Source organism: Spiroplasma endosymbiont of Tipula paludosa, from assembly GCF_964264785.1.
GTDB lineage: Bacteria > Bacillota_I > Bacilli_A > Mycoplasmatales > Nriv7 > Nriv7.
Genome location: NZ_OZ183484.1, coordinates 975,624 through 991,513, shown reverse-complemented (window position 1 = coordinate 991,513; position 15,890 = coordinate 975,624). Strand labels below are relative to the sequence as shown.

Annotated in this window: 21 protein-coding genes; 12 read left to right on the top strand and 9 right to left on the bottom strand. The window is 24.4% G+C overall.

Going from position 1 to position 15,890, the window contains the following annotated elements; translation table 4 throughout:
• Positions 1–171 precede the first annotated feature (171 nt).
• The 6 genes from ACFEL5_RS05895 to ACFEL5_RS05870 form a co-directional block, all read right to left on the bottom strand.
• Positions 172–537 carry a transposase family protein gene (locus ACFEL5_RS05895; protein WP_342224590.1) on the bottom strand — a complete coding sequence of 122 codons (366 nt, stop codon included), beginning with the start codon at positions 535–537 and terminating at the stop codon, positions 172–174.
• 59 nt (positions 538–596) lie between these two features.
• Positions 597–989, bottom strand: coding sequence for a transposase family protein (locus ACFEL5_RS05890; protein WP_375315019.1), 393 nt, complete (start codon positions 987–989; stop codon positions 597–599).
• A gap of 311 nt (positions 990–1,300) precedes the next feature.
• Positions 1,301–2,245 (bottom strand): IS30 family transposase, encoded by a 945-nt coding sequence (locus tag ACFEL5_RS05885; protein WP_375315211.1) that lies wholly within the window; start codon positions 2,243–2,245, stop codon positions 1,301–1,303.
• 110 nt (positions 2,246–2,355) lie between these two features.
• Positions 2,356–3,300 (bottom strand): IS30 family transposase, encoded by a 945-nt coding sequence (locus ACFEL5_RS05880; RefSeq protein ID WP_338966716.1) that lies wholly within the window; start codon positions 3,298–3,300, stop codon positions 2,356–2,358.
• A gap of 80 nt (positions 3,301–3,380) precedes the next feature.
• Complete coding sequence (locus ACFEL5_RS05875) at positions 3,381–3,623, bottom strand: helix-turn-helix domain-containing protein (protein ID WP_375315104.1); 243 nt, start codon at positions 3,621–3,623, stop codon at positions 3,381–3,383.
• 76 nt (positions 3,624–3,699) lie between these two features.
• A complete protein-coding gene (locus ACFEL5_RS05870; RefSeq protein WP_375315212.1) occupies positions 3,700–4,179 on the bottom strand; it encodes an IS30 family transposase in 480 nt (159 codons plus the stop codon).
• 350 nt (positions 4,180–4,529) lie between these two features.
• Here ACFEL5_RS05870 and cysS point away from each other — a divergent pair, with 350 nt between their 5' ends.
• Together cysS and rlmB are read left to right on the top strand one after the other, a co-directional pair.
• Positions 4,530–5,846: a cysteine--tRNA ligase gene (gene cysS, locus ACFEL5_RS05865; RefSeq protein WP_342189865.1), complete on the top strand. Its 1,317-nt coding sequence runs from the start codon at positions 4,530–4,532 to the stop codon at positions 5,844–5,846.
• 42 nt (positions 5,847–5,888) lie between these two features.
• Positions 5,889–6,608, top strand: coding sequence for a 23S rRNA (guanosine(2251)-2'-O)-methyltransferase RlmB (rlmB, locus tag ACFEL5_RS05860; RefSeq protein ID WP_338968211.1), 720 nt, complete (start codon positions 5,889–5,891; stop codon positions 6,606–6,608).
• A gap of 123 nt (positions 6,609–6,731) precedes the next feature.
• Here the strand turns inward: rlmB and ACFEL5_RS05855 are convergent, their stop codons facing one another.
• The 3 genes from ACFEL5_RS05855 to ACFEL5_RS05845 all read right to left on the bottom strand — a co-directional run bounded on the left by ACFEL5_RS05855 (position 6,732) and on the right by ACFEL5_RS05845 (position 9,054).
• Positions 6,732–7,676: an IS30 family transposase gene (locus ACFEL5_RS05855; protein ID WP_375315211.1), complete on the bottom strand. Its 945-nt coding sequence runs from the start codon at positions 7,674–7,676 to the stop codon at positions 6,732–6,734.
• A 110-nt stretch (positions 7,677–7,786) separates the two neighbouring features.
• Entirely contained in the window at positions 7,787–8,731 is a 945-nt protein-coding gene (locus tag ACFEL5_RS05850) for an IS30 family transposase (RefSeq protein ID WP_338966716.1), read from the bottom strand.
• A gap of 80 nt (positions 8,732–8,811) precedes the next feature.
• Entirely contained in the window at positions 8,812–9,054 is a 243-nt protein-coding gene (locus ACFEL5_RS05845) for a helix-turn-helix domain-containing protein (protein ID WP_375315104.1), read from the bottom strand.
• Between the two features lie 58 nt (positions 9,055–9,112).
• Here ACFEL5_RS05845 and ACFEL5_RS05840 point away from each other — a divergent pair, with 58 nt between their 5' ends.
• The 10 genes from ACFEL5_RS05840 to rplK all read left to right on the top strand — a co-directional run bounded on the left by ACFEL5_RS05840 (position 9,113) and on the right by rplK (position 15,890).
• Positions 9,113–9,343, top strand: a complete 231-nt coding sequence (locus tag ACFEL5_RS05840; RefSeq protein WP_375315210.1) for a hypothetical protein — start codon at positions 9,113–9,115, stop codon at positions 9,341–9,343.
• 178 nt (positions 9,344–9,521) lie between these two features.
• Positions 9,522–9,776 (top strand): sigma factor-like helix-turn-helix DNA-binding protein, encoded by a 255-nt coding sequence (locus ACFEL5_RS05835; RefSeq protein WP_375315209.1) that lies wholly within the window; start codon positions 9,522–9,524, stop codon positions 9,774–9,776.
• 15 nt (positions 9,777–9,791) lie between these two features.
• Complete coding sequence (locus tag ACFEL5_RS05830; protein ID WP_338968204.1) at positions 9,792–10,244, top strand: methylated-DNA--[protein]-cysteine S-methyltransferase; 453 nt, start codon at positions 9,792–9,794, stop codon at positions 10,242–10,244.
• Positions 10,245–10,359: 115 nt separating this feature from the next.
• Positions 10,360–10,509: a 50S ribosomal protein L33 gene (rpmG, locus tag ACFEL5_RS05825; RefSeq protein ID WP_215826970.1), complete on the top strand. Its 150-nt coding sequence runs from the start codon at positions 10,360–10,362 to the stop codon at positions 10,507–10,509.
• Positions 10,510–10,530: 21 nt separating this feature from the next.
• The gene (locus tag ACFEL5_RS05820) at positions 10,531–10,899 is read left to right on the top strand and encodes a hypothetical protein (RefSeq protein ID WP_375315208.1); all 369 of its coding nucleotides are present in this window, start codon (positions 10,531–10,533) and stop codon (positions 10,897–10,899) included.
• Between the two features lie 16 nt (positions 10,900–10,915).
• Complete coding sequence (locus ACFEL5_RS05815; RefSeq protein ID WP_342189869.1) at positions 10,916–11,515, top strand: transcription termination/antitermination protein NusG; 600 nt, start codon at positions 10,916–10,918, stop codon at positions 11,513–11,515.
• Positions 11,516–11,833: 318 nt separating this feature from the next.
• Positions 11,834–12,778, top strand: coding sequence for an IS30 family transposase (locus tag ACFEL5_RS05810; protein WP_338966716.1), 945 nt, complete (start codon positions 11,834–11,836; stop codon positions 12,776–12,778).
• Between the two features lie 162 nt (positions 12,779–12,940).
• On the top strand, positions 12,941–13,273 hold the full coding sequence (locus tag ACFEL5_RS05805; RefSeq protein WP_375315207.1) for a hypothetical protein: 333 nt from the start codon (positions 12,941–12,943) through the stop codon (positions 13,271–13,273).
• The gene (locus ACFEL5_RS05800; protein ID WP_375315206.1) at positions 13,215–14,837 is read left to right on the top strand and encodes a hypothetical protein; all 1,623 of its coding nucleotides are present in this window, start codon (positions 13,215–13,217) and stop codon (positions 14,835–14,837) included. Before ACFEL5_RS05805 ends, ACFEL5_RS05800 begins: the two co-directional genes overlap by 59 nt.
• 618 nt (positions 14,838–15,455) lie before the next feature.
• Positions 15,456–15,890, top strand: coding sequence for a 50S ribosomal protein L11 (gene rplK / locus ACFEL5_RS05795; RefSeq protein ID WP_338968191.1), 435 nt, complete (start codon positions 15,456–15,458; stop codon positions 15,888–15,890).

Sequence of the window (15,890 nt, the reverse complement as noted above, 5' to 3'; positions counted from 1 at the left end):
TGGATTTGTATTAAGTGATGATATTGCTCCTTTAATTCTTTTAGTTCTTCGGGGCTAATTAGTTTTTCACAAATAAGACAAGTCATTATGTAGTCCTTTCAATTTCAATATTATATTTAGTAATCTTTTAATTTCCTTTATTATAACATTAGACTTGGTACATAACTATAACTAGCTTAATTCAAAATTATATATTCCTGAAATTAAGTTAAATCGTAATCCAAATCTTCTAATCTTATTGCGATAACGATAAACTAGTATTTTAAATCTTTTTAATCTAGCAAAAACATGTTCAATGGCAATTCTAACTTTACTTAAAAAGCTATTATATTCCTTTTTATCTGGATTTAAGGGATTATTTTTACTCTTTTTAATTGGCAATAATGTATTTTTATGAACATTTTGCAAACCTTGATAGCCTGAATCGGCAATTAATTCTAATTTTGGATTTATAAGTGTATTTGATTTTAAAAATAACTTATAATCATGAATACTGCCATAACAAAAATCTACTGAAATAATTTTATTGTTAAATAAATCAATAATTATTTGCGATTTTAATGAATGTTGCCTTTTCTTACCAGAAAATAATAATTTTAGTTTTTTTTAATTCTTTCAATTGGAATTTCTGTAGCATCAATTGCTAATAAATTATTATTAGTAACTTTATGTTCCAATAATATCTTTTTGCCAGGTATATGAAAGTGACTATTTTTTATTAGAGTATTTTCAACTCAAAAGATATTACGAATACAACTAACATGACTAATATTATATTTTTTTGCAATAATACGATATGTACTATATTCTTTTCAGTATTCTAAAGTCATAAGTAATCTTTGCTCTATTGATAATTTATTTGGTCTACCACCAATTTGTTTTTGTTTAGCTTTAGCTTCTTTTAAAATTTCTACCATTTTCATGAAAGTTTTATATTTTATGCCTATTAGACTATAAAATTCATTTTCGTCTTTGTATTTATCTAACATTTGTACTTCACCTAGTAAATAATATTATCAAAATAGTAGATAAAATTAAAGGTTATGTACCAAGTCTATTGAATAAATTGAATGGTTAGCAATGCTAACTAATTATTACATTATAGCCAGCTTCTTGAATTTTTTTAAGAATTAGTTGGGTATATTCTTTGTCTAATGTGTCAATCGTGAAGTCTAATTGCATTTGTTGTGATTTTAAATTAAGTTGATTAGGAGAGCGATTAAATTTTATAAATAACAGCATTATTAACTTTTAATAATTAAATATTTTTTTATTTGCCAAATTGTAAAGTTAAGTGCAACTAAATTATTTTTCTAACCAAATATTCGATTGGCGAAAGATAATTTAGTATTTTTCTTGGTCTTTGGTTTAAAGACAATATAAATTTATGAACTGCATTTTTAGTAGTGTTTGAAAAATTAAATTTTTTAGGAAATTTTTCTCTAATTAAACCATTAGTATTTTCATTAGTACCTCTTTGTCAAGGTGAATATGCATCAGCAAAATAAATTTTCACATTTAAATTTTTTTCAAGTTGTTGTCAATTAGCAAATTCTTTACCCCTATCAAATGTCATAGTCTTAACAAGATTATTTGGAAGAATTGATAAATAATGACTAATATTTTTGTTAATAACTTTAGTAGTTCTATTTTCAACTAATATTGCTAAAGTAAATCTTGATGTTCTTTCAACTAAAGTTATTAAACATGATTTACTTTTACCTCGTGATGATACTACAGTATCACCTTCTCAATGGCCAAGAGTTATGCGATTATTAACATTTCGTTCTTTAATGGATTTACCATTAAATTTACCCCGATTTTCTTGAGATTTTCGTTTCTTACCTTTTCTTCTTAAATTTTTACTAGTAACCTTTTCAAGTAATCCAGAATAAATTCAATTGTAAATTGTTTTAAAACTAATAATTCATTCTTGATGAAAATTTTTAATTCTGCCATAAATTTGTTCAGGCGATCAACCTAATAATAATTTTTGTTGTACATATTTTACTAATTCTCTATTTTTAAATTTATGAAAATAAACATGTAATTGTTTTCTATTTTCTGCTTTATTTTGTGCAATTAATGAAAAATAATGATTATTATCTTTATTTCTATTAACTTCTCGATTAATAGTACTAATACTTCGATTAAGATTTTTAGCTATTTCACTAATTTTTACTTTAAATTTCAATTGATTCTCAATATAAATTCTTTCATCTATGCCAAGATGTTTGTATCCCATATAAAAACTCCTTAAATTTACTTTTTCTAAAATAAACTTAGCATCATGAAATTTTTATATGAAATCTTTTGCAATTTTATTTACTTGCCAAATTGTAAAGTTAAGTGCAACTAAATTATTTTTCTAACCAAATATTCGATTGGCGAAAGATAATTTAGTATTTTTCTTGGTCTTTGGTTTAAAGACAATATAAATTTATGAACTGCATTTTTAGTAGTGTTTGAAAAATTAAATTTTTTAGGAAATTTTTCTCTAATTAAACCATTAGTATTTTCATTAGTACCTCTTTGTCAAGGTGAATATGCATCAGCAAAATAAATTTTCACATTTAAATTTTTTTCAAGTTGTTGTCAATTAGCAAATTCTTTACCCCTATCAAATGTTATAGTCTTAACAAGATTATTTGGAAGAATTGATAAATAATGACTAATATTTTTGTTAATAACTTTAGTAGTTCTATTTTCAACTAATATTGCTAAAGTAAATCTTGATGTTCTTTCAACTAAAGTTATTAAACATGATTTACTTTTACCTCGTGATGATACTACAGTATCACCTTCTCAATGGCCAAGAGTTATGCGATTATTAACATTTCGTTCTTTAATGGATTTACCATTAAATTTACCCCGATTTTCTTGAGATTTTCGTTTCTTACCTTTTCTTCTTAAATTTTTACTAGTAACCTTTTCAAGTAATCCAGAATAAATTCAATTGTAAATTGTTTTAAAACTAATAATTCATTCTTGATGAAAATTTTTAATTCTGCCATAAATTTGTTCAGGCGATCAACCTAATAATAATTTTTGTTGTACATATTTTACTAATTCTCTATTTTTAAATTTATGAAAATAAACATGTAATTGTTTTCTATTTTCTGCTTTATTTTGTGCAATTAATGAAAAATAATGATTATTATCTTTATTTCTATTAACTTCTCGATTAATAGTACTAATACTTCGATTAAGATTTTTAGCTATTTCACTAATTTTTACTTTAAATTTCAATTGATTCTCAATATAAATTCTTTCATCTATGCCAAGATGTTTGTATCCCATATAAAAACTCCTTAAATTTACTTTTTCTAAAATAAACTTAGCATCATGAAATTTTTATATGAAATCTTTTGCAATTTTATTTACTTGCACTTACAAGTATAATTCAGCTTATGAAAATAAACATGTAATTGTTTTCTATTTTCTGCTTTATTTTGTGCAATTAATGAAAAATAATGATTATTATCTTTATTTCTATTAACTTCTCGATTAATAGTACTAATACTTCGATTAAGATTTTTAGCTATTTCACTAATTTTTACTTTAAATTTCAATTGATTCTCAATATAAATTCTTTCATCTATGCCAAGATGTTTGTATCCCATATAAAAACTCCTTAAATTTACTTTTTCTAAAATAAACTTAGCATCATGAAATTTTTATATGAAATCTTTTGCAATTTTATTTACTTGCACTTACAAGTATAATTCAGCATTTACCATTAAATTTACCCCGATTTTCTTGAGATTTTCGTTTCTTACCTTTTCTTCTTAAATTTTTATTAGTAACTTTTTCAAGTAATCCAGAATAAATTCAATTGTAAATTGTTTTAAAACTAATAATTCATTCTTGATGAAAATTTTTAATTCTGCCATAAATTTGTTCAGGCGATCAACCTAATAATAATTTTTGTTGTACATATTTTACTAATTCTCTATTTTTAAATTTATGAAAATAAACATGTAATTGTTTTCTATTTTCTGCTTTATTTTGTGCAATTAATGAAAAATAATGATTATTATCTTTATTTCTATTAACTTCTCGATTAATAGTACTAATACTTCGATTAAGATTTTTAGCTATTTCACTAATTTTTACTTTAAATTTCAATTGATTCTCAATATAAATTCTTTCATCTATGCCAAGATGTTTGTATCCCATATAAAAACTCCTTAAATTTACTTTTTCTAAAATAAACTTAGCATCATGAAATTTTTATATGAAATCTTTTGCAATTTTATTTACTTGCACTTACAAGTATAATTCAGCTTTAAATATTAAATAGAAAATTATTTTTATTGTTAAAAGGCTAATAGCAATTAAAAAATATATGTTACTTATTTTTTGAAAATTAGTTTTTTGTCAATATAGTCATAAAAATCCCATAATTTGTGCTGTCAAACCGATAAAAGCTATCGTTATTATACTTCAAACATGTTTTTTCATATGGTAATCTTACCATAATATTTTAAGTATGTTATAATATTTTTTAGATTATATAGGTGAATTTAATGCAAATATGAGATAGTAAACAACAACAAAAAATTAAAATCAATGACTTGATAGTTACAATGTATGTTTGTGGGCCGACAGTTTATGGTGATATTCATATTGGGAATATGCGACCAATTGTTATTTTTGATATCTTGCAGCGATTATTTATGGTTACTAAACAGAAAGTTTTTTATGTGCAAAATATTACTGATATTGATGATAAAATTATTCATCAAGCTCATTTAGAAAAAATAACGGAAAAGGAATTAACAGAAAAGTATACTAAAAGTTATTTTGAGGTTTTAAAACAGTTAAATGTTTATGAACCAAATTTATTTGTCAAAGTAAGTGATAATATTGCTGATATTATTAAATTTATTGAACGGTTAGTTAAAATTGAAGCTGCTTATGTTAAGAATGGTAATGTTTATTTAGCAATAGAAAAATATTTTCAATCTTATGGACAATTATCAAAGAAAAATTTAAAGGATTTGCAAGTAGGAATTAGAGTTGCAATTGATAGTAATAAAAATTATGTTAATGATTTTGTTTTATGGAAAAAAACCGATCAGGGACAAAAATGAACTTCGCCTTGAAGTGAAGGCAGACCGGGGTGACATACTGAATGTGCGTTATTTATTAATAAATATTTTAAACACCCGATTAATATTCACGGTGGCGGTATTGATTTAATATTTCCTCATCATGAAAATGAAAGAATTCAATTGTTGGCATTAAATAAGCAAGAACCTGTTAAAATATGACTTCATAATGGCCATCTATTTTATGATGATGTCAAAATGTCAAAATCTCTTAAAAATACTATTGTTGTTAAAGAATTTTTGCACCATTATGATGCTAATGTTTTACGATATTTATTAACGCTAACCCATTATTCTAAACCATTAAATATTACTAAAAATTTTATTATGCAAGGAAAAGAAAAAGTTGCAAAAATTCATCAAATATTAAAAGAAAGTTTAGTAATCGCATTTTTAAATGGCGAGGTTAATACTAATGAAAAAAATGAACAACTTGTGATGCAAGTGGTAAATTATTTACAAGATGACCTTAACTTTGCTAATGCTTGAGTAATAATTGAACAAATTATTAAGGAAATTAATAATATTTTAAAAGGAAAATTGGGAGCAATTTTGCCATTGTTTAATACCCTGCAACAATGTTTATTTCTTTTAGGTTTACAATTTTCATTAGTTTCGTTTGATGATGATGTGAAACAATTATTATTATCTTGACAAAATGCGCGTAAACAAAAAAAATATAATTTAGCAGATAAAATTAGAGAACAATTACAAGCGAAAAATATTTTATAAAATATGTTCAAAAATAATTTTCTTTATTAAGGAGTAACAAAAATGGCAAATTATATTTATGGTAAAAATCCTTTAAAACAATTGTTAGCTGATGACCGTCAACGAATTGAAAAAGTTTTTATTTTACCACAAGAAAAAGTTATTATTGAACAATTAAAGCAGGCGAATATTTCTTATGTTATTAGTAATAAAGAACAATTATTATTATTAGTTAAACATTCAAAACATCAAGGAATTGTCTGTTTAATTAAGGAATATGTGTATTCTTCTTTAGAAGGAGTTTTACAAAAAATAAAAACTAAGAAATACCCTTTAATTTTAATTTTAGATCAAATTGAAGATCCAAGAAATTTTGGAGCAATTTTGCGAAGTTGTGATGCAGTTAATGTTGATGCGGTTATTATTTTGAAGCAAAGACAAGTAGAATTAAATGCTACGGTTGCAAAAACTTCTGTTGGTGCGATTAACTATGTGCCGGTTGTGAAAGTAACTAATCTTAGTAATACTTTAACGACATTAAAAGAAAATGGTTTTTGGATTGTTGCTAGTGCTTTAAATACCGAAATTAATTATTATAATGTTGACTATAAAAAACCGATTGCTTTAATTGTTGGTAATGAGGGCAAAGGTGTTAGTCAGAAACTTTTAAATAATTCTGATTATATTGTTAAAGTACCAATGCAAGGTCATATTAATTCTTTAAATGTTGCTGTTGCTAGTGCTTTGCTATTATATCAAGTTCGGAATAATCAAAATAATTAAGGAGTTTAAATGGAAGATAATGAATTAATATATCAATACCAAATTGCCTATCAACAACCAGCGTTTATATTTTTATGAAAAAAATATTTTAATTTAATTGCCAAATTGTAAAGTTAAGTGCAACTAAATTATTTTTCTAACCAAATATTCGATTGGCGAAAGATAATTTAGTATTTTTCTTGGTCTTTGGTTTAAAGACAATATAAATTTATGAACTGCATTTTTAGTAGTGTTTGAAAAATTAAATTTTTTAGGAAATTTTTCTCTAATTAAACCATTAGTATTTTCATTAGTACCTCTTTGTCAAGGTGAATATGCATCAGCAAAATAAATTTTCACATTTAAATTTTTTTCAAGTTGTTGTCAATTAGCAAATTCTTTACCCCTATCAAATGTCATAGTCTTAACAAGATTATTTGGAAGAATTGATAAATAATGACTAATATTTTTGTTAATAACTTTAGTAGTTCTATTTTCAACTAATATTGCTAAAGTAAATCTTGATGTTCTTTCAACTAAAGTTATTAAACATGATTTACTTTTACCTCGTGATGATACTACAGTATCACCTTCTCAATGGCCAAGAGTTATGCGATTATTAACATTTCGTTCTTTAATGGATTTACCATTAAATTTACCCCGATTTTCTTGAGATTTTCGTTTCTTACCTTTTCTTCTTAAATTTTTACTAGTAACCTTTTCAAGTAATCCAGAATAAATTCAATTGTAAATTGTTTTAAAACTAATAATTCATTCTTGATGAAAATTTTTAATTCTGCCATAAATTTGTTCAGGCGATCAACCTAATAATAATTTTTGTTGTACATATTTTACTAATTCTCTATTTTTAAATTTATGAAAATAAACATGTAATTGTTTTCTATTTTCTGCTTTATTTTGTGCAATTAATGAAAAATAATGATTATTATCTTTATTTCTATTAACTTCTCGATTAATAGTACTAATACTTCGATTAAGATTTTTAGCTATTTCACTAATTTTTACTTTAAATTTCAATTGATTCTCAATATAAATTCTTTCATCTATGCCAAGATGTTTGTATCCCATATAAAAACTCCTTAAATTTACTTTTTCTAAAATAAACTTAGCATCATGAAATTTTTATATGAAATCTTTTGCAATTTTATTTACTTGCCAAATTGTAAAGTTAAGTGCAACTAAATTATTTTTCTAACCAAATATTCGATTGGCGAAAGATAATTTAGTATTTTTCTTGGTCTTTGGTTTAAAGACAATATAAATTTATGAACTGCATTTTTAGTAGTGTTTGAAAAATTAAATTTTTTAGGAAATTTTTCTCTAATTAAACCATTAGTATTTTCATTAGTACCTCTTTGTCAAGGTGAATATGCATCAGCAAAATAAATTTTCACATTTAAATTTTTTTCAAGTTGTTGTCAATTAGCAAATTCTTTACCCCTATCAAATGTTATAGTCTTAACAAGATTATTTGGAAGAATTGATAAATAATGACTAATATTTTTGTTAATAACTTTAGTAGTTCTATTTTCAACTAATATTGCTAAAGTAAATCTTGATGTTCTTTCAACTAAAGTTATTAAACATGATTTACTTTTACCTCGTGATGATACTACAGTATCACCTTCTCAATGGCCAAGAGTTATGCGATTATTAACATTTCGTTCTTTAATGGATTTACCATTAAATTTACCCCGATTTTCTTGAGATTTTCGTTTCTTACCTTTTCTTCTTAAATTTTTACTAGTAACCTTTTCAAGTAATCCAGAATAAATTCAATTGTAAATTGTTTTAAAACTAATAATTCATTCTTGATGAAAATTTTTAATTCTGCCATAAATTTGTTCAGGCGATCAACCTAATAATAATTTTTGTTGTACATATTTTACTAATTCTCTATTTTTAAATTTATGAAAATAAACATGTAATTGTTTTCTATTTTCTGCTTTATTTTGTGCAATTAATGAAAAATAATGATTATTATCTTTATTTCTATTAACTTCTCGATTAATAGTACTAATACTTCGATTAAGATTTTTAGCTATTTCACTAATTTTTACTTTAAATTTCAATTGATTCTCAATATAAATTCTTTCATCTATGCCAAGATGTTTGTATCCCATATAAAAACTCCTTAAATTTACTTTTTCTAAAATAAACTTAGCATCATGAAATTTTTATATGAAATCTTTTGCAATTTTATTTACTTGCACTTACAAGTATAATTCAGCTTATGAAAATAAACATGTAATTGTTTTCTATTTTCTGCTTTATTTTGTGCAATTAATGAAAAATAATGATTATTATCTTTATTTCTATTAACTTCTCGATTAATAGTACTAATACTTCGATTAAGATTTTTAGCTATTTCACTAATTTTTACTTTAAATTTCAATTGATTCTCAATATAAATTCTTTCATCTATGCCAAGATGTTTGTATCCCATATAAAAACTCCTTAAATTTACTTTTTCTAAAATAAACTTAGCATCATGAAATTTTTATATGAAATCTTTTGCAATTTTATTTACTTGCACTTACAAGTATAATTCAGCAATTGAAAAAATTACTTTTATAACTTTTCGAAAATTTTCAGCAATTCCTCTAGAGTTAAGTGATTTTAGTTCTTTACAATATTTTTCATTTTATAACAGTATGAAAACTTATCGGGAGACAGCAAATAAAAGTTTTTCTAATTATATGCAACAAAGATTAAAATGAGATTTATTACAATAGACTTGGTACATAACTATAACATTTTATGCCGACTAAACTATAAAATTCATTTTTATCTTTGTATTTATCTAACATTTGTATTTCATCTAAAAAATAATTATCAAAATAGTAGATAAAATTAAAGGTTATGTACCAAGTCTAATATATTAGAAAATACATTAATAAGAAGCATGCTGTAATGAATTATGCCATTAGTTATGATACGCAATATGAGAGAACAACGGTTGAACAATCATATTTAGTAGCTGAACCTAAATGGATTAATTATGGTTTGTCATTTTTAACTAAATTAGAAAATGAAGTTATTTTATTAAAGTCACAAGATTATTCTAATGAAGAAATATCCCATAAATTAAATATTAGTTATAAAAGTGTTGATAATGCTTATCAACGAGCAAAAGTTAAATTACAAAAAAATCGTGATTGTATGTAAGGCAAGGTTAAAAATATGAAACAAGGATATTATCAAAGTCCGGTGGGATTAGTAATGGTTACTAGTCAAAATAATAAAATTACTAATATTAGTTTTATTTTAGCTTGTCCTTTGTTTTCATCATTATCAAAAGAAATAAAACAATGTTTACAAGAAATTGCTGAATATTTTATTAAACAAAGAAAAGCATTTTCGTTTGATTATATGTTAAATACAACTAAGTTTAGTCAAAAGGTATTAGAAGCAACAAAGCAAATCCCTTATGGTGAGACAAGAACTTATAGTGACATTGCTAAAATGATTAATCATCCATTAGCAGTCCGAGCAGTGGGGTCGGCATTAAAAAGAAATCCGTTAGCAATTAGTATTCCGTGTCATCGGGTTATTAATAAAAATAGTAAGCGGATTAATTATCTTTATGGGGTAGAAATTAAATTAGCATTGTTAGCATGAGAAGGTGTGATATAAGTGTTGTTTGTTTAAGAATATATCGCTAATAACTTTACACCACCCTAATATAATTGTTATTTGACAGCATATTTTTGTTATTATATAATGTATATGGATAAAAGGGAGAAAGATAATGCAACAAAAAATTATTTTAGTTTGCGATCAATGTCTGTCAAGAAACTATAATACTTTTACTAATAGTTCTAATCAAACTGTTAGATTATCTTTAAAAAAGTTTTGTAAGCACTGTAATCAACATACAATTCATAAGGAAACAAGATAATATTTAGAGAGGAAATAAATATTGATGGCTAAAGAAAAGCACAAAGTAAAAAAGGTAAAATCGGAACATAAGGCATTAAAAGTTAAAAAAACTAAACCGATTTTAGGACAAAGAAAAGTTAGTTCACAAACTAAAGAGGCGATTATTAAAAAAAGTATTTTAGATTCAAAAATAAATGGAAATCGTGGTCGGAGATTTAAAAAATCTTTACTGGATTTACCATTATTAATGACTAGAGAAATGCGTCGTGTTCGTTGAGCAAAAAGTTTGCAGTTAAATAAAAAATTTTGATTAACTGTTGGATTTATTACTTTCTTTGCAATTTTCTTTGCAATTGTTCAAACATTATTACAATTAATTTTAGAAGTTAGTAAAATTTTAGTTATTTAATAAGGAGTAGAAAAAGATGATAAAAGAAGATATTAAACAAGAAAAGGATTCTAGTGATTTATTAGGTAAGTGATATACAATTAATTGCTATAGTGGTCATGAAGAAAAAGTTAAAGAAGATTTATTACAACGAGTTGAAACTTTAAATATGAAAGACTTTATTTTTGATGTGCGGATTGTGAAACAGCAAGAAATGTCAAAAAAAACAAAATCAATGATTGGCAAAAATCCATATCCGGGTTATTTGTTTGTTAATATGATTATGAATGATGATGCTTGATTTATTGTTAGAAATACTCCTGGTGTTACTGGGTTTATTGGGTCTAGTGGAAATTGATCCAAACCGTTTCCATTATCGCGTACTGAAGCTAGAGATATGTTAAGACGCAGTGAAGAAAAAAGTAATATTAGTAGTAAAAAAGTTCAACAAGTATTTGTTGCTGATTTTAAAGAAGGAGACCTAGTTAAAATATTATCAGGAGCTTTTGAGAATAAAGAAGGTGAAGTTATTGGTATGGATTATAGTAAAGGCGTAGCAACAATTAATATTGAAGTTTTTGGGGGAAGATATGTTCCTGTGGAAGCTGAATTTAGTTATTGTGAGAAAGTTAATTAGTTTTGTAAGTAAGTAGTTAGTATTTTAAATACTAACTACTTTTTTTATTTTAAATTTAAAAAATTATAGTGTTTCTTGGCAAATATTTGATACAATGTAATTAATCAAAGGTATTACTAAATACTATACTTATTTATTAAAAAATAGAGAAAAAATTTATTAGTAATTTAATTAACTTAGATTTAAAATAATTAAATAATTTTTTGTAATGCTGAATTATACTTGTAAGTGCAAGTAAATAAAATTGCAAAAGATTTCATATAAAAATTTCATGATGCTAAGTTTATTTTAGAAAAAGTAAATTTAAGGAGTTTTTATATGGGATACAAACATCTTGGCATAGATGAAAGAATTTATATTGAGAATCAATTGAAATTTAAAGTAAAAATTAGTGAAATAGCTAAAAATCTTAATCGAAGTATTAGTACTATTAATCGAGAAGTTAATAGAAATAAAGATAATAATCATTATTTTTCATTAATTGCACAAAATAAAGCAGAAAATAGAAAACAATTACATGTTTATTTTCATAAATTTAAAAATAGAGAATTAGTAAAATATGTACAACAAAAATTATTATTAGGCTGATCGCCTGAACAAATTTATGGCAGAATTAAAAATTTTCATCAAGAATGAATTATTAGTTTTAAAACAATTTACAATTGAATTTATTCTGGATTACTTGAAAAGGTTACTAGTAAAAATTTAAGAAGAAAAGGTAAGAAACGAAAATCTCAAGAAAATCGGGGTAAATTTAATGGTAAATCCATTAAAGAACGAAATGTTAATAATCGCATAACTCTTGGCCATTGAGAAGGTGATACTGTAGTATCATCACGAGGTAAAAGTAAATCATGTTTAATAACTTTAGTTGAAAGAACATCAAGATTTACTTTAGCAATATTAGTTGAAAATAGAACTACTAAAGTTATTAACAAAAATATTAGTCATTATTTATCAATTCTTCCAAATAATCTTGTTAAGACTATAACATTTGATAGGGGTAAAGAATTTGCTAATTGACAACAACTTGAAAAAAATTTAAATGTGAAAATTTATTTTGCTGATGCATATTCACCTTGACAAAGAGGTACTAATGAAAATACTAATGGTTTAATTAGAGAAAAATTTCCTAAAAAATTTAATTTTTCAAACACTACTAAAAATGCAGTTCATAAATTTATATTGTCTTTAAACCAAAGACCAAGAAAAATACTAAATTATCTTTCGCCAATCGAATATTTGGTTAGAAAAATAATTTAGTTGCACTTAACTTTACAATTTGGCAATATTGTTAATTTAATAGTCATTGGATAAATGATAAATCCTATATAGGAGGTGATTGATATAATAATTTGTGTATTTATTTCCCAATTTTTTATATTTAAAATTAGTTTTAATAAAATTTTAGGAGGCATTAAGTAAATGGCAAAAGATAATAATAAAAAGGGACAAGAAGCTCTTATAAAAGAACAATTAGAAGCTTTAACACGATTACAAAATAATTTACAACAAATTTTTACATCAGATGTACTTACTATGAATGAAGAACCTGCAAATCCAACTTTAGAACAGTTAAAAGCCGACTTGCTTGCAAAACAACAAGAAATGATGGCATTAAATAACCAAATTAATAGTTTAGAGGCTGATAATGATGGTGGTAAGAATGATGCTACTATTGCTGCATTGCGAGTACAAGTTGCTACTAAACAAAGAAATAAATGATTTAAATGACAAAATTGCTGCCTTAGAAGGTAAAGAACCGACTTTAGAACAATTAAAGGTGCAATTAGAAGAAAAAAATCAGGAAATTATTGCGTTGCAAGCAAAAATTAAGGAATTAGAAGGCAATGTGGGAACTGATTGTCAAGAATTTAAAGATGAAATTGTGAAGTTGCAAGCAAGAATTAAAGAGTTAGAAGATGGTAATATTGGTACTGATTGTAAAAAATTTGAGGATGAGATTATTGTATTGAAGGCAAGAATTAAAGAGTTAGAAGGTAATGTGGGCGGTGATTGTACAAAGTTAGAGGAAGAGGTAAAAGCTTTGAAAACACAATTAGAAGATAAAAGTAAAGAAATTCTTGGATTGCAAGCGAGAATTAAAGAATTAGAAACTGGTAATGATGTTGATTGTCAAGAATTTAAAGATAAAATCGTTGAATTAGAAGCTAAAATCAAAGAGTTAGAAGAAGACAATGATGATATTGACTGTAAAAATTTAGAAAAAGAAATTTTAATTAATCAAGAAATTTTAAATAAATTGCAAAAAGAATTAATTGGTAAAGATAATCTTGAAGTGATAGCAGAAATTGAAGAATTAGAAAATGATATCATTTTATTAGAACAAGAAAATTGTCAATTATTTAAAAAAATTCGTGAATTAAAATGTGAACCTAAAAAAAATGAAAGCGAAATAGCTATTCTTACAGATACTATTCGGAGCAACGAAAGTAAAATTATGATGCAAAAGAAAAGAATTGAATTATTAAAAAGAAAAGATAAAACAATAAGTAATCTTTATGAAAATTTAAAAGATAAATTATGTGATTTAGGTAATGAAATTCAAATTAATAATGAATTAATTTGTAAATCTCGGGAAGATAATTTTGATAGTAAGCGTTGCATTATTAAGTTATTAGAAGAAATAATGGCTAAAGATAATTATAATAATTGTAACTTAAAAGGAATTTTAGGTAGTTTAAGTAATAAAATTGAAACAAATAATTGCTTAATTGATAAAATAGGCGATGATAGTGAATGTTTGAGGGAGTTAATTGATAAAATGGGACACGATTTAAATAGAAAATTGGAAAGACATAGTTGTTTAGTTGAAAAGCAAGATGCTTGTTTGAAAAAAGTTTTACAAGAAATGATGATGAAGAGAAATGATTATTTTCAAGTAAAAGAATCGTTATGTCATTTAAATAAAAATTTGGAAGTTAATAATGATTTAATTAACAAAATATGCTGTGATTCAAGAGTAAATAGAAGACATAATCAAAATTTTAATCATTTACGAGATGAAAATTTAATTATTGAGCAACCTAATTTTTGTAAAGATAAGGTGGTAACTTGTGATTCAAGATATAAGCAATTAATATGCAATTGTAAATTTAATAAAAAAGAAGAATGTAGAAATGAATGTCTTATAACTTCTAAACAAATAGAATGCGATTGTTTTTATATTAAAAAGAATAAAGAAGTAATAAATAAGTGTAAAATCATTAAAAAAGATTGTTATGAAGACCGCTATCATCCTTGTGAAGTAGTTTGTAAAGAACGCGAATGTGAAAGAAATAATAACTGTTCTAACTGTTAGTAAATAGAAGAAAGTATTAAATAATGTTAATTAAAATAATAGTTGTTTGATTACGAACAACTATTATTTTTTTAAATCAATAACTTACTGTTAATATTAATATGGAAATAAACTAATTTAGTGGTGAGGAGATTATTTAATTGCTGGATAATTATAACTGAATAAATTTGTTTATTTTCTAATAGGGGCGCATAAAGTTTTGTTAGGTGGGTAAAGATTTGAATAATTTTGAAAGAAAAGCAACTAAAAATTTATTACCTTTTTACTTGAAAAATAATTAATAAAACAAAATATTTAATATTAACAAACATATTCTTAATAAAAGGTTATAAAAACTAAGTAAAATGCTTATAAAAACAACATTAAAATAATTTTTTACAACAAAAATCATACATAAGAAATATATACTTAATTTGCATATTGAAATAATTTATAGTAAATGACTATTTTTTCTTTTTTAAAAAATACCTAAGAAAACTAAACGCGACCTTCTAATAGTAGTTATGTTGAATTGTGACAGTAATAATGTTATTATATATAAGCCTGAAAAAAATAGGTTAATGTGGGAGAGATATCGTTGACCACAGCGAGAACAATTATGTATAGGAGGTGTTGCTCGTGGCTAAAAAAATTAAAAGAATTGCTAAATTACAGTTTAATGCGGCACAAGCTAAGCCAGGTCCGGAATTGGCTTCATTAGGGATTAATATGCCACAATTTTGTATTGCTTTTAATGATGCAACAAAAACAAGAATGGGTGATGTTGTCCCTGTTGTTATTACTGCTTATGATGATAAGTCATTTGATTTTGTTTTAAAAACAACGCCAGCAGCTGTTTTATTAAAAAGAGCAGCTAATATTGAAAAAGGTTCAAGTAGTAGTAAAAAAGAAAAAGTAGCAACGATTACTGAAGATAAAATCAGAGAAATTGCTGAATATAAAATGGTTGATTTAAATGCTAATGATATTGAAAAGGCAATGAAAATTATTGAAGGAACAGCAAGAAATATGGGAATTGTTGTTGAAAAGCTATCAAAAGGGGAACAAAAATAG